Source organism: Psychrobacter sp. DD43, from assembly GCF_904846555.1.
GTDB classification, from domain to species: Bacteria; Pseudomonadota; Gammaproteobacteria; order Pseudomonadales; family Moraxellaceae; genus Psychrobacter; species Psychrobacter cryohalolentis.
The window spans coordinates 32,113-47,378 of the sequence record NZ_CAJHBE010000007.1; the positions used below are offsets into that span (position 1 = coordinate 32,113).

A 15,266-nucleotide genomic window follows, 5' to 3' on the forward strand; every position below is an offset into this window, starting at 1 on the left:
AATCACAACTAAACATTTGTTAAGGAACAATGGGCGCAAAATTTAAACCAAGAGACTCATCAAGTCCAAACATGACATTCATGTTTTGTACTGCTTGCCCAGCTGCCCCTTTGACTAAATTGTCTTGTACGACAATGACCGTTAATTCGGCACGCTCATTGTCTTGATGAACAGCAATACGCAATCGATTGCTAGCGCGCACACTACGGGTATCGGGATACAGCCCTTTTGGCATAACATCTATAAATTGTTCTGATGCATAGCTTTGCTCAAATACCTGTTGCCAATCCACTAAAGCACCTGCATCGGTCAGCTCCATATGGATAGAGCTCAACATACCGCGTATCATCGGTACCAGATGCGGCAAAAAACGAATACGATGGTTAAACTGACTGTCTAGTAACTGGGCAACACCTTGCTCAATCTCTGGCAAATGGCGATGACCTTCAACGCTGTATGCTTTAAAATTGTCTGTGCTTTCAGCATAGTTAAGTGCAAGACTGGCTTGGCGACCAGCGCCAGAAACACCAGATTTGGCATCGATAACAATGCGTGATTCAATAAACTGTTTAGATTGCTTATTTTGCGCTTCAATTATCGGCTTTAAACCCAAGATAGCTGTAGTCGGATAGCAACCTGGGTTGCCAACCACCAATGCCTCAGCAATTTTGGCGCGATTGACTTCAGGCAAGCCGTAGACGGCAGCTTTTAATAACTCAGGACAAACATGTGGTTGTTGATACCAGTGCTCAAACTCGCTCAATGACTGCAAACGAAAATCTGCCGCCAAATCAATGACTTTTACCCCAGCTTGAGTCAAAGCCTCTGCTTGCTTCATTGCAACGCCATGCGGCGTGGCAAAAAACACCACATCACATTTTTGCAACGTCGTTAGCGTCTCCTCCCCTAGATCACTAAACACAATATCTGAGATACCGCGTAAACTTGGGAATATCTCATCAGCGCGAGTGCCCGCTTCGCTACGGGAGGTCAACAAATCAATAGACACTTTAGGATGGGCAGATAATAGACGTATCAACTCAATACCTGTATAACCTGTCCCACCGACAATCGCTGCTGAAATCATAAGATATCCTTTTCTGCTACTTTACTATTACTTAATAAATATGAGATATAAACTCAGTCAAATAAATAAGAACATATCTCAAATCGTACTTTTTAGATTTTATAATCATGTACTGCATCGATAAACACTTTGGCATTGTCAGGATTGACCCACTGGGTAATGCCATGACCTAGGTTTGCAACATAACCGGTCTTTTCACCATTGGCATAAGCACTATCGAGCATCGCATTGACTTCAGCACGGATAGTCGCTGGAGAGCCGTACAAAGTTGCTGGGTCTAAATTACCCTGAATGGCTTTGCTACTTTGTAGTTTTTTATGGTGCTTGGTTAACTGACGCTGACTTTCGGTCAAAACTTGACGGGCACGATCAATCGGCATTGTCCAGTCTAGACCCAACGCATCCGCTTCACTATCTGCTTGCACATCAAGCCATAGCCCGCCGCCTTTAGTAAATAATACTACCGGTATTTCAGGATGACGTACCTTTAGCTCAGCGACAATACGCTTATTATAAGCATGTGAGAAATCAATAAATTGACGATGACCAAGCGCGCCGCCCCAACTATCAAATATTTGTAGTATCTGTGCGCCTGCCATGACTTGCGCATCGAGGTAATCAATCACTGACGTCGCTAATTTATCTAATAACTGATGTAAAAACTCAGGATTGCTATACAAAAAGCCTTTGGTATAGCGATAATCCTTTGAGCTACCACCTTCAATCATATAAGTGGCTAGTGTCCAAGGACTACCAGAAAAGCCAAATAACGGCACTTGCCCATTGAGCGCGGTACGAATACTGGTTACCGCACGCATTACGTAGTCAAGAGAATCATTAACATCGAGCACAGGCAATCTATCCAAATCAGCTTGCTGGCGAATAGGATGTTTGAACTTAGGACCTTCACCCGCTTCGAAATAGAGACCCAACCCCATGGCATCAGGAATGGTCAATATATCACTGAACAAAATAGCCGCGTCTAAATCATAACGACGTAATGGCTGTAAGGTGACTTCTGTCGCACGCGCGGTATCTTTACACAGGCTCATAAAATCACCTGCTTCAGCACGGGTCGCTTTATACTCTGGTAAATAACGACCAGCTTGACGCATCATCCAGACAGGTGTGGTATCGATCGGCTCAAAACGAAGTGCTCGTAGCAATCTATCATTTTTCAAAGGCGCAAATTTTTGCTCAAGCGAATTATTATTGTCTGAAGCACTCATGTACAAATCTCCAAAACAGCACTATATGTCACCAAAGCGCATATAACACTGGATAAATTACGTTAAAGGAAAAAATAGCAAAGCGCTTGTTATCAAGATACTTATAGCTCTATAGATATTAATTTTTTTACATCGTCAATGCTAAGTTATCACGGTGTACCATGACGACACGTTCTTCATTGTTACCAAGGATACGATCGAACTGCTCAGTACGCTCACGAGCAACGCGGCAGGCATCGCGAGAAGAGAAGTTGACTTGACCAACGGCGATACGCTCACCAGTATCCTGATGGACGATTTCGACCACATCGCCTTCATCAAAATCCCCACGCACTTCAGACACGCCAACTGGCAATAAGCTTTTTTGATGTTCGACCACCGCTTTTGCTGCACCTGCATCAACAATTAAAGAGCCTGACATACGCAGATGCGCGGCAAGCCACTGTTTGCGAGCAATAATTTTGTCTTGATCATTGGTGGTCAATAAGGTACCAACTGCTTCGCCTGATACCACTCGAGTAATCACATCATCAATAGCGCCACTCACAATCACCGTCGGACAGCCACCCATAGCAGCAAGACGACCAGCACGAATTTTGGTCAACATACCACCACGACCCAACTTGCCACCATCACCTGCAATATCAAATAAATAATCAGCCATCGCACGCTCTTGACGGATCATTCTGGCATTAGGGTTGTGGCGTGGATTGTCAGTAAAGACACCTTCTTGATCAGTTAAGATAATGTACAAGTCGGCATTGACCATCGCCGCTGCCATCGCACCTAGAGTATCGTTGTCACCAAACTTAATCTCATCAATAGTAATGGTATCATTTTCATTAATGACCGGCAGCACACGCCATTCTAGTAGCTGCGTAAGCGCACCAGTAGTATTAAGATAGCGACTACGGTTAGACAAATCATCATGCGTCAGCAGTAACTGTGAGCTTTGAATACCGTGCTGAATCAATGCTGACCACCAAGTTTCAATCAAACCCATCTGTCCGACAGATGCACAAGCTTGTAATGCCGCCAGTTTTTTAGGACGCTCCTCAAGATTCATACGCACCACCCCTTCAGCAACAGCACCTGAAGATACGAGCAGCACCTCTACGCCTTGCTTATGGAGTTCAGCGATCTGCTTTGCCCATTCGTAAATGGCAGTTCGATCAAGCCCTCGACCATTATTGGTTAATAACGATGAGCCAATCTTGACAATAACGCGCTGAATATCAAAGTTACGAGCTTGCTCAACAAACCTTGCTTCTTCTATCGTGTTCTCTATGCCAACTGCCATATAAACTCCTGTTGCTATGGTAAATTAATCATGGGGATACATCTAAAAAATATGTGCAAAGACCAATCAGATTAAGGAGCGTAAAATACTTCGACGCCATCATCATCGTCATCGCTATCATCAAAATCGTCATCCGACAAATCCGTACCTTCACGCGCCGCTTTACGAGCAGCACGATACGCTTCACGCTGAGCTTCCGTATTTAGACGAACTTCTGCTTCTAGACGCTCAAATCGTGCTTTTTGTGCATCAGCAAAGATAGGATCTTCGATTTCACGTTCGCGTTCGCGTTCAATCTCATTCATCAAGTGGTACTTAATGGCATCAACGCCTTCACCTGTTAGAGTGGCGGTACGGAAAACGATACCTGTCCAGCCAAGCTCTGCCACAATATGGGTACAAAGCTCATTTAACTCTTCTTCAGGCACTTGATCGATTTTGTTTAATACCAAAATCTGTGGCAAATTGGCCAGTTCAGGTGAAAAACGCTCAAGCTCATTTAAGATAACGCGAGCGTTTTCGACCGGGTCGCTGCCATCGATAGGCTTGATATCAACCAAGTGTAACAGACGACGCGTACGAGCGACATGCTTTAAAAAGCGAATACCAAGTCCAGCACCTTCTGAGGCACCTTCGATCAAGCCTGGAATATCGGCCATAACAAAAGAGCGATGACGACCAATATCAACCACACCCAGATTAGGAACCAGCGTGGTAAATGGATAATCAGCTACTTTTGGTCTAGCAGCAGAGACTTGGCGGATAAAGGTCGATTTTCCTGCGTTAGGTAAACCAATTAAGCCAACATCAGCCACTACTTTTAGCTCAAACTTAAGAACTTTTAGCTCACCTTCAAAACCTGACGTCGCTTTACGCGGCGCTTGGTTGGTAGAGCTTTTGAAATGGGTATTACCCAAACCACCATCGCCGCCTTTGGCAATCAGTAAAGTCTGACCAATTTCAATCAAATCACCCAACACTTCATCTGTCTCGGTATCAACGACCGTCGTACCAATAGGCACTGGTAAGAAAAGATCATCAGAGCCTTTGCCTGAACAGTTTCTACTATGACCGTTCTCAGCACGCATAGCGTCATGACGACGGGTATAACGATAATCAACTAAGGTGTTGGTATTATCCTCTGCAATGACATAAACATCGCCGCCCTTGCCACCATCACCACCATCAGGACCACCGCGCGGGACATATTTTTCTCGGCGAAAACTGGCGATTCCGTTACCACCGTCACCTGCTTTTACCGTTACGACGGCTTCATCAATAAATCGCATCTTACTTTCCTTTATTTATACTCTAGTTTATAAGCTTAATGACAGTCATAGACTGCTTCTTTTGCCTATAGTTATCTTTTAAAAAAATGGCAGACTTTCGTCAATATTGCTCTACATCATTGCTTTATTTATGACAATAACACCCGATAACCAATCGGACTATCGGGTGCTGTAGATATTACCGCTAAAACCATATCCGTTTCTTTATATAACTAATGACCATCGCTCTGCTCTTTGAATCAAAGCATTATGACCGAGTCATTGCTGCTATACAAACGTATTAAGCTGGAATCTGCGCATAACTGATACCTGCCATTTGCGTTGCCAAACGTAATACTTGCGTACTATAACCCACTTCATTGTCATACCAGATATAAACGATAGCATGATTATCGGTCAAAATAGTCGCTTGGGCATCAACGATACCTACATGTGTATCACCGACAAAATCCGTTGATACCGCTTCTGTAGAATCCGTATAAGCAATTTGTGTTTGCCACTGGCTACTATTTGAAATTTTGCGCATAAATTCATTTAACGCGTCGGCACTAGCGGGCGCTGTTTTAAGATTTAGATTTAAAATCGCTAAGCTAACGTTTGGTGTCGGTACACGAATGGCATTACCCGTCAATTTACCGCTAAGCTCTGGTAGCGCTTTCCCAACTGCCTTTGCTGCACCAGTACTGGTGATAACCATGTTCAATACCGCACTACGACCACGGCGATCCGCTTTATGATAATTATCAATTAAATTTTGATCATTGGTAAACGAGTGAATGGTTTCAACGTGACCATTTTCGATACCATATTCATCATTTAATACTTTTAACGTCGGGGTAATTGCGTTAGTAGTACAGCTCGCCGCACTAACGATAGTGTCATCGCCGACCGTATCATTATTTACGCCATATACAACGTTTTTAATCTCACCGCCAGCAGGTGCCGTTAATAGCACTTTTTTCACACCAGTCGATTGTAAATGCTTACCAAGACCAGCTTCATCTTTCCAGATACCCGTATTATCAATGACCAATGCATCGTTAATACCATAAGCCGTATAATCAATCTCGCTTGGGTCTTTGGCATAGATAATTTGTACAAAGCGACCATTAATGATCAAACCATTGTTTTCATCATCAACAATCACGCCGCCTGCAAAACTACCGTGAATCGAATCGCGCTCTAGCAATGACGCACGCTTAGCCAAGTCGCCTGCTGCTGCGGGCCGTACTACGATGGCTTTTAGCTGCATGCCTTTTGCACTTGAGGCTTGCGATAACAATAAACGAGTTAGGATACGACCGATACGACCAAAACCATATAGCACCACATCTGCTGCGCCATTGATAGCCGCTTTAGTATTATCAACAGACTGTAATGCCGATTGAATATCACTGTCATTAGCGATTAGCTGACCAACATCAATACGGACGGCTGGCAGGTTTTTATTCTCTGCTAACACTTTAACCATCGCTAAAGTATCAGCGATATCAATCGCATGAGCACCTTGATCACGCAAAGCAACTTTTTGATGCAGTGCCAATATTTGACCCACGGAATTGCTATCTAGCGTATCACCAAATAAAGTCACTTGCACATCTTGCTCATTGTAGAGCTTGTTCAATAGCCCCATGAGCTCAATCGCTTGTTGCTCCTGGGTGTTATAGTTGCTCAAATGGTCTTGATGTAATTGGCGTAAGGTATCAGCGTTACTCACGAGAAACATCCTTATGGTCAGTATTGGGGAATCAGTAAAATAGGAAGAAATATTATTGAATAGGGTATATACAGTCTATGTACTCACTCAGATATGCTAACAGACGACTGCTGTCATCGATTATTGTCATAGGAGTCTGTAGATAAGCTAGATTTTAGCTTAAAACGCCTTATTTTGCTAGTGATAACAAATTTGTATGAGTCACAAGCTAGTTTATGACTACCGATTTAGCATAATAAAACGGGTTATTACGATAAAGGCAGCATATTATGCTGCCTTATTATCAATCCACTTAAACAATGCTAAATACAAGAGCCATGGTAAATAAAGGCAATATAAACCATTATCAGACTTTTATGGAATCAAATCCACCGTCTGCTTACTCTGCGACGTTAATTTAAATTCTTTCAAATCATAACCCTGTTGCTGGGCAATTTGACGGTATTTGGCATAAGTCTCTTGGCTTACGTTTGGCGAACGAGCCAGCAGCCATAAATACTTTTTATCAGGTGTACCAACCAGAGCAGTTTTATAATCAGGATCACGTGCCAATACCCAATAGTCAGCTCGCCCTACCGGTAACCAACGAATCCACGATGGCAAAAAGGTAACTTTTAGTTTGCTTCCTGTCGCATCAGCAGGTTTTGCTAAGCCTTCAGCAATAATGTTCGAGCCATCTTCAGCCTTACACTGATTGATAACTTTGATACCTGAACCATCAGTTTTTTCAACATAATTAGCCGTCACATCGCTGGCACAGTTGCGCTGAAAATACATCGGCAAACGACCGATCTCATACCAAGTACCAGCATATTTATTGAGATCAACGCTATCTACCGTAGTCGGTGTATTAGCAGATTTATGAATAATACTGCTAGGTTTAACCGTGAGCACCTCTGCCGTTGCGTTGGTCATGTGCTTGCTAGCAACCGCTTGAGCCATAGGCGGTGTCGCTGCATAAGCAGAAAATGCTGCTAACGGTATGATAATAGCTAAGGCTATTCCAGTATGCTTAATAAGACCATTCATAAATATACGCTCTGGTATCTCTGCAACGCTTGCTGCATTTTTAGGAGACATAATGTGAGGTGTCTCGACTATGGATTGCTCAAATTCTTTGAAGATACTTGTCTTAATACAATCAACTTCAGCTGTACTGGCGTTAAAGGTGCTGTTATCAATTAAATTAGAGTTAAGTACACTTACATGAGTTTTTTTGACACATTTATAATCAAAAAAGCTGGTTTGTTGTGACATATCTTGTGCCAGAGTTTCTAAATATTCTTCACTGAAACCTACATTATTATAGCTGGCGTCATTACTGGCACGGTCAATATTACCTGCTGGTGTTGCCTGATCTTTATTCATCTGATACTTAGGTAGCTGGTCAGTATGCGGTGATTGAGAACCAGCTGCCTCAGAATCAGACCATACTGACTTCGGTAACTTATTGGTTTTCATAGGGATACCATTTTATTAACAGTGATTATTAGGAGCGATCTATCTACTTATAGGCATTTATTCATACCATTGTTATTTATAAGAGCGGCACAAAATGATTTTCACCCACTGGCCCTACAACAAAAAATGAATGGAAGTTAAATTGGCTATTACTTTTAACATCATAGTCATTAAAAGTCTTAACAGTTAGTAAGTCTATAAAAGCTTGATTTAGCGCCCTTCGATAATTAATGATTCATAGTAATAGCAAATCCCTAACCAAAACAGTGTGGCAATGTAGGAAAACGCAACGGTTTGTAAGTAATTCTGTTTATAAGATATGCGAAGTTACATTTTTATTAACCGATAAAGAATATTCAAATCAATTACTTATCTAGTGCTATTTTTCCTCTGAGAATTTTTTTATTTGACCTATCGTACTCTGGTTTTAGCGGTATTCAAATGGCAGCTTGATGCCCAAAATTATTATAAAAATGCGGGTAACAATAGTACCAAAAACTATTTTAAAAACTGGCGAATTCCAGCAACAGCAACGCCTCCATGTAGCACGGCTTGTTTATACATCATAGGTGATAGTCCACCTAAGCCGATAACTGGCATATCCGCTAATTTTGCTAAATTTGACCACGCATCCCAACCTAATGCCGGTGTATCAGGATGGGTTTGGGTACACTCAACAGGTGCCAAGAAAATACCGATAACGGGTGGCAACTGCTGCTGTAATCGAATATACGCCAGTTGATTGGCAGCATTGATGCTATCTACATCATGACAACTAACGATTAATGGCAAGCTTGTAGACAAGGCAGAGTACGACATGGGCTCCTTAGCTACTCCGCTTGACCATTGCATAAGCTGTGTCTGTGTTAAATGACTTGCTATTATTTGATTATTTGCTTCTACATTGTCTGTTTTGTCGATATCTAAGTGGTCAGGAGTAATCGCTTGAATATCAGGACGTAGTTGTAATAGCTGCTTGATACTGTTTTCTGTCCCTGCTGTTTTTGTCCGTATATAAACCCAAGCGCCAGCCGTTATATGCTCATGATGATACTGTAACCATGCTGCCATAGGATTAGAGGCAGCATCAAAATGCGATAATGGATAAGTAACTGTTATCTGCATAGGCAGCTGTAACCATGCAAGGATTGTCTTATTGGCAGCAGGCAAGTCATAATGTCCTGCTAGCAGCTCGGCCTTCTCTACCCATGTCAGCTTTTGACCTTCTAGACCATAGCTTAGGTTTTTATATTGTGCATATTGTTGTGCAGTCACTTCAATACGGTAAACTTGTAAGCAGACCTGCTTATCACCATAATCATGATGCAATCGACCGAGTTTAACTGCCGTATTATTAGCAATACTGATGCCTGTCTCTTCGGCAACTTCTCGTATCAGTGCTTGTTTTGCTGTTTCATGAGCGTCTATCTTTCCGCCTACAAACTCATAGCGGTTCCCTTGGTGTTGAGAAGCCGCCCTAAATCCTAGTAAATATTGATCCTTATAATGAATAACGGCAACCGCTACATTGACTGTCGTTATTGAAGTGTCTTTTATAGAGTTACTTTGTTCAACTGTCATCCTATTTTCCTTTAATGCTACTAAGATTGATGGCTAAAATTGTTTGAATGAAAAAAAACGGTTAGATAAGTTTACATAATCGCTGTTATTTATTTTATAAATTTGCTTGCAAAATTATTCAATCTAAATGATAATTATTATCGTTAATAAATTATATTCTATTAGTATTTATTGTTTTGAATATTTGCTACTTTGCTATCAAAAGGAATTTACCATGAGTCTTGTAATCTCTCGTCATTTGAACTTCCGTGAAAACCGTCTGCCTACTTTGCAATCACAGCACTTGTTTGCTTTGACTAAAGAAGTACGTATTGAACATGAAGGCGAAGAATATCGCCTACGCTTAACACGTAATAATCGATTAATTTTAACCAAGTAAATTCTCTTAATGCTCATAAAAAAACGCCTTTTCATAAAGGCGTTTTTTATTTGATCAAATATCGATAATGGATTAATTTATAAATAGTTATTTCCAGTCAACCAATCTGCCAATCTGCCAATCTGCCAATCTGCCAAAATCACAGCAAATATGAGGGTAGATATCTAAGTACAATCTTTAGAACTGCCAACTATAAACCACATCCACGGCATTTTCTGCTGCTGACGTTGCCTCTACATAGATACGGCGGGTCAACTGGTAACGTATCGACAAGCTGTTCTGCGCATTAAAAACGCCCACACCATAGCGGATATATAAGTCAGGGGTCACATAACCGGTGACATTGACGTTGGTATCTTCACTGCTGCCCGAAGCATCAACCGTTAAGCTTTGGAAACCAAACGCTTGACCGATTTGATTGGTCAAATTACGTGTGCCGCTCAGCCCAAAGCTCAGTCCAGCGGCCGCTAAGTTATTGGTGACTTGAGATTTAAAGCCTTGCTCACTGATTTGAGTAGCACTTTGATTATTAATACGACCCGTGACCAAGGCATTCATCGCTTGCTGCTGCGTAAGCCCCGCATTATTGAAAACGATAATATTAGGGCTTTCAGTATTACCTTTGACACGGACACCGACTGTTTTACCATTAATATTTTTGACCGCTTCGATACTTAAACTCGGTTTCATCACATCGCCGTTGAAGCGCACTTGACCATAGTTAAGCTCTAGGTTTTGACCAAAAGCATTAATATTGGTACGACGTGAGACCTGTACCACCCCTTTTGCACGCATGATGCCTGTACCACTTTGCGTGACATGAATGGCACCTGCTAGAGGAATCACGGCACCAAAACCACGGAAGTTAATGTCATTACCCAAATCGATACCGATATCAGCATTGATTGACCAAGGTTTAGAGATAGCTAAAACCTCATCAATATTGCCGATAAGACGACGATCAAGTACGACAGCGTCTTCAGTCTGAGTAATAATATCTTCACTGGCCTCTGGCGGACGAATGGTCGCTGATGGCACACTGACTGCCCCAGTGATATTGACGTAGCGATCGGAAGGACGCACGATAATATCGATATCAGGGTCAACACTCGCCACCAATAATGGCGGCTGGGTCAATATCAAACCTTTACCATCTATACTCAGCTTAGCCTGTAACTTTTGCTGCCAATTGACAGTACCAGCAACCGTCCCTTTCCCTGTACCACTATTGAACCTACCATCGATCGTTGCTTGAGTTCCACGGATTTTGGCAGTGGCATTCACTTTGGTCAAATTGACCGGCAAATCAAGCATCGCCATTCGACCATTCGCTAACTTCACATCGCCATAAAACTGTGGCTTATCCAGTGTGCCGCCCAAGCCACCTGCCATAGTGATGTTGCCTTCGAGCACGCGCATACCAGGGAAGAAAGGTTTAAAAACAGCCAAATTAAGCTCATTGAGCACCAACGCACCTGATATAGGTTTGGGCGTCTTATATGGATCGACGATCACTTCTGCATAACCACGAGCACCTTCACCCGTATTGATATCTGAGCGTATTTTTAGACCATTTGGTACAGATACAGCAATGAGCGAGATACGCTTGTAAGGTAAGGTGACAGGCAAGCTATCACCATCTTGAATCAAGCCAATTTTACCGTTGTCAGAATACAGCGTGGTATTAATCGTTGGTGGACGACCACGTTGCCAGCCAACAATCGCTTTACCGTTAATCTTGCCATGCCAATCGATATCTTTTGGTAAAAACGCTGAAAATAGTGAGGTGTCTATTTTTTGTATCGCCAAATCAACTTGACCACTGGCAGCTGAAGCAATGAGGTTTTCACGTAAGCAGAGCTTTCCTGTTTGATCAGTCGCCTGCCAACAATGTGCCGCCAGCTGTACTTTTAGCTCTGTGCTATTTTTACCTTGCTTCTTAGGCAAATTAACAATCAGCTGCGCTGGCTGCAATTGGTTTAAGGTTGCATATTTGGACTTAACTTGACCCTTGCCAATAACACCTGACCAGCTGAGCTTATCTCGATTAAAGCCACCCTTAAGCCTTGCTGAGATACTGAGCTTCTCATTAAGCAGATCAAAATCAACTATGTGAGCTTGTTCAGTACCATTAAAGGTTGCATTAAAGTTTTTAAAATTTTGCCCCCCCGCTTCTAAGCCTTCGGCAGTGATAATAAACTGGCTTGGACTGTTTGCCAAGTTAACCAGTTTACCGCGTATACGACCTTGACGTAATATAAAGCCTGGTAGCGTAATACGCTCACCAACCAAATCAACATAAATCGTCGGCAATGCTTGTCCTGCTGGCTGTGACAAGGTAGCACCGCCAGAGACTTTACCACCAAGCTTGTCTGAGAGCTGATCAAGGCTTGTGATATTGATTTTGGCTTGTAGCTGCTTAGCATTACCATTAGCGGTGATGTAATTATTACCCCAACGCAGTACCAAATTATTGGCATTTAAGCTTTCGATCAAAGCGTTCACTTGCTTATATTGTGCCTGCGCATCTTGCTTCTGCAAACGTTGGAAATAGCTTGCCAAGTCTTTTGGTAGATGTAGTTTGGCTATCAAGCTGCCTTTGGCGCTAAGTGGTTGACCCTTTAACATCCCATTCAAATTCACTTGCTTGATATTAATCATCTGTTGGGTATCGCTCCAACGTCCACTAGTATCAATAGTGCCGGTAATCGTACTCGGTATGTCCTTGAAGAAATAACCTAAATTAAAGCGATCCATGACCGCATCAACATCCCAAGTAAGACCTTGGCGCACATCAACGGTGCCTTTAGCATCAATACTGCCTGCTGCGCCCACATGTCGGAAACGCTTGATGCGAATGAGCTGTGCATTACCACTGGCATCAATAGTCAGTTTACCTGCTGGCAATTGCTCAGCGTCTAAGACACCATCAAAGTTTACGACGAAGTTTTTCAGTGCGCCTTTTGCCTTAGCATTATTCTTTGGCGGACTTTGCCACTCGCCAGTGGTTTTTAAATCACCAGTAATAATGGCGGCATTATTGGGCAAGAAATAACCCAAATTAAACTTATCAAAGCGCCCATCTAGCGTCCAACCGATATTCTTTCTTAGGTCGATGACACCCTTAGCTTTGACCGCACCTGCTTCGCCATTATAATTTAACTTGCGAACACTGATCAGATTTGGCGTACCAGCGGCATCGATTGATAAGCGACCTTTTGGTACATCAGCCGTGTCAATTTGACCATCAAAACGCGCATCAAAGACCGATAGCTTACCGCCGATAATATCAACACTGGCATCGCCGCCACCAGTAATGCCGATAGCACGACCTTTTTGCGTGGCATCCAACTGCGCCTGCAAAGCGGTATTATTGAAACTAATAATATGCCGCTGACCTTTGACACGGTTTTTAGTGATATTCAGCAATCGTCCGCGGGCAATGATACGCCCAGTTAGGCGCTCAAGCGGTATATCACTGCGGTATTGCTTGGGCAATAAGCCATTAGTACGTGCATCAATCTGCCAAGTAAGCGGACGTTTTTTAGTGGCTAATTGAATCTGACCTGTCCCTGACAAATCGCCCACTACGCCTTTATAGTTTAGGCGGTTGATATCAATGATATTGCCAGCCTTACGAAGCTTGACATCGTAATTGCCTTTGGGCGCAGCATTCAGCTCATTAATAATGGCTTTGCCATCGACCGAAAGATTTGCGCCGCGGACAATCACCTTTGCTTGTCCACTAGGGCTATCAATGTTGCCGATATTAGGGATATTTTTACGTACAAGATTCTGCCATTTCGCATCAATATACAAAGGCGCGACTTGCTTAGATTTGGCTGAGGTTTTGCCACGGACGATATTGGCATTGACTCGCTCACCATCACGCTGACGTAATGCCGCATCCAGTTCCATATTACCTGCGTTATTTTTTTGCTGATAATGAAGGGACAATCGACCGTTTAACTTTTGCGGAGCATATACTTTAAAGGCTGCATATTTTTTAGGAATGACGCGCCGCACATCAAAATTACTGCCGCTTGCTCTTACCTTGGCATCAAAACTGCCGTTCCAATCCAAGATACCTTGTAATATCAAATTGCCAGCGGCAACATCGGCATCTAAGCGATCGACACGTAACTGACGATTGGCAAGAATGGCGCGTCCTTGGTACTGTCCTGAGGGAATGTCTTTGGCGGTCAATTCGGTATTGATACGCAGGCGTATCTCTGAGATCACACCTGATGCGGTGGCGATACCACTCTTTAAGTGGATGTTTTGACTGTCCGCATAAGGAACCAGAATATCGTCCCATTCAAGCTTTGCCTGAAACGGCGCATCAGGATCCAAACCTTGCACCACAAAGTCGCCACTAACCGCACCATCATTGTAGCGGCTACTGATCTTGCCAACGGTGCGCTTTAACGTGCCTGTTACGGTGATGTTCAGCGGGTCAATATAGGCTTTTTCTAAAGCGCTGACCTCTACAATGGCACTCAAATCTAAAGGATAGTCGCCTTGTAAATCGGCATGACCCTCTAAAGCACTGACCTTAACCATATCACCATATTGCAAACTACCGCGACCAACCGTCACCATACTGCCAACCCAAGTCAAATCACGGGCTTCAACATCATGCACAACAATGGGGTCACGGGTTACTTGCTTATAAATAACGGTTTTTACTTTTGCATGATCGAAACGTAGATTGACCGGTAAGCTTAAGGTTCTATAATCGAAAGCTTTGCCTGTTGGCGGTTTTTTATTGATAATCTCAATAGTTTGTATGTCTGCATCACGCAAGTGCACTTCTTTGGCAAAGACGGCGCGCCAGCCTATTTTGACATAAGCTTTATCTACCAATATCTCAAGATCTTCATTGGCAACAATATCGATATCAGTGAGCCATAGACCTTCGCGCAGATTGCCGCTACCGTATTTGAATTCAATACCGGTTTCTGCACTGATTTTCCCTAAGATAAACTTAGTACCTGACTCAGTACCCGCCGCATATAAGAAGATGGCAAACATAATCGCTAGCACGATAAGAATCAGCACCAGCAATTTGAGCACAAAAGATACTGGATACCAACGTCTTACGGCGCGGGCATCTCGTTGTGCTGGATCTTCATCTAATGGCTCATTAGGCAGGGTATTTTTGGTCGACATGACACTCAACTACGTTAAAGAATGAATTACCAGCAATCGCTAGAATAATAA

General features: G+C 42.8%; 9 protein-coding genes. 1 reads left to right on the forward strand and 8 read right to left on the reverse strand.

Translation table 11 applies throughout. From position 1 onward, the window contains the following. Positions 1 to 19: 19 nt before the first annotated feature. From argC to JMX89_RS05565, 7 genes are all read right to left on the reverse strand, one after another. Complete coding sequence (gene argC, locus JMX89_RS05535; protein WP_201531247.1) at positions 20 to 1,087, reverse strand: N-acetyl-gamma-glutamyl-phosphate reductase; 1,068 nt, start codon at positions 1,085 to 1,087, stop codon at positions 20 to 22. A gap of 92 nt (positions 1,088 to 1,179) precedes the next feature. Next, positions 1,180 to 2,316, reverse strand: coding sequence for a uroporphyrinogen decarboxylase (gene hemE / locus JMX89_RS05540; RefSeq protein WP_201531246.1), 1,137 nt, complete (start codon positions 2,314 to 2,316; stop codon positions 1,180 to 1,182). 127 nt (positions 2,317 to 2,443) lie between these two features. Continuing rightward, positions 2,444 to 3,616, reverse strand: a complete 1,173-nt coding sequence (gene proB, locus JMX89_RS05545) for a glutamate 5-kinase (protein WP_201531245.1) — start codon at positions 3,614 to 3,616, stop codon at positions 2,444 to 2,446. Between the two features lie 71 nt (positions 3,617 to 3,687). Next, on the reverse strand, positions 3,688 to 4,905 hold the full coding sequence (gene cgtA, locus JMX89_RS05550) for an Obg family GTPase CgtA (protein ID WP_201531244.1): 1,218 nt from the start codon (positions 4,903 to 4,905) through the stop codon (positions 3,688 to 3,690). 280 nt (positions 4,906 to 5,185) lie between these two features. Continuing rightward, the gene (locus JMX89_RS05555; RefSeq protein ID WP_201531243.1) at positions 5,186 to 6,631 is read right to left on the reverse strand and encodes a glyceraldehyde-3-phosphate dehydrogenase; all 1,446 of its coding nucleotides are present in this window, start codon (positions 6,629 to 6,631) and stop codon (positions 5,186 to 5,188) included. 345 nt (positions 6,632 to 6,976) lie between these two features. Next, positions 6,977 to 8,083: a lipocalin family protein gene (locus JMX89_RS05560; RefSeq protein ID WP_201531242.1), complete on the reverse strand. Its 1,107-nt coding sequence runs from the start codon at positions 8,081 to 8,083 to the stop codon at positions 6,977 to 6,979. A gap of 498 nt (positions 8,084 to 8,581) precedes the next feature. Further along, positions 8,582 to 9,664 carry an NUDIX domain-containing protein gene (locus tag JMX89_RS05565; protein WP_201531241.1) on the reverse strand — a complete coding sequence of 361 codons (1,083 nt, stop codon included), beginning with the start codon at positions 9,662 to 9,664 and terminating at the stop codon, positions 8,582 to 8,584. 214 nt (positions 9,665 to 9,878) lie between these two features. On the opposite strand from JMX89_RS05565, the gene hemP reads away from it, so the two are divergent. Beyond that, positions 9,879 to 10,043: a hemin uptake protein HemP gene (hemP, locus tag JMX89_RS05570; protein WP_020443783.1), complete on the forward strand. Its 165-nt coding sequence runs from the start codon at positions 9,879 to 9,881 to the stop codon at positions 10,041 to 10,043. Between the two features lie 177 nt (positions 10,044 to 10,220). Here the strand turns inward: hemP and JMX89_RS05575 are convergent, their stop codons facing one another. Continuing rightward, entirely contained in the window at positions 10,221 to 15,215 is a 4,995-nt protein-coding gene (locus tag JMX89_RS05575) for a translocation/assembly module TamB domain-containing protein (protein WP_201551085.1), read from the reverse strand. Between the last annotated feature and the right edge of the window lie 51 nt (positions 15,216 to 15,266).

Excerpts from the sequence above, each read along its gene's own strand:
- argC (WP_201531247.1), bottom strand. The coding sequence starts at position 1,087 with ATGATTTCAGCAGCGATTGTCGGTGGGACAGGTTATACAGGTATTGAG.
- hemE (WP_201531246.1), bottom strand. The coding sequence starts at position 2,316 with ATGAGTGCTTCAGACAATAATAATTCGCTTGAGCAAAAATTTGCGCCT.
- proB (WP_201531245.1), bottom strand. The coding sequence starts at position 3,616 with ATGGCAGTTGGCATAGAGAACACGATAGAAGAAGCAAGGTTTGTTGAG.
- cgtA (WP_201531244.1), bottom strand. The coding sequence starts at position 4,905 with ATGCGATTTATTGATGAAGCCGTCGTAACGGTAAAAGCAGGTGACGGT.
- JMX89_RS05555 (WP_201531243.1), bottom strand. The coding sequence starts at position 6,631 with ATGTTTCTCGTGAGTAACGCTGATACCTTACGCCAATTACATCAAGAC.
- JMX89_RS05560 (WP_201531242.1), bottom strand. The coding sequence starts at position 8,083 with ATGAAAACCAATAAGTTACCGAAGTCAGTATGGTCTGATTCTGAGGCA.
- JMX89_RS05565 (WP_201531241.1), bottom strand. The coding sequence starts at position 9,664 with ATGACAGTTGAACAAAGTAACTCTATAAAAGACACTTCAATAACGACA.
- hemP (WP_020443783.1), top strand. The coding sequence starts at position 9,879 with ATGAGTCTTGTAATCTCTCGTCATTTGAACTTCCGTGAAAACCGTCTG.
- JMX89_RS05575 (WP_201551085.1), bottom strand. The coding sequence starts at position 15,215 with ATGTCGACCAAAAATACCCTGCCTAATGAGCCATTAGATGAAGATCCA.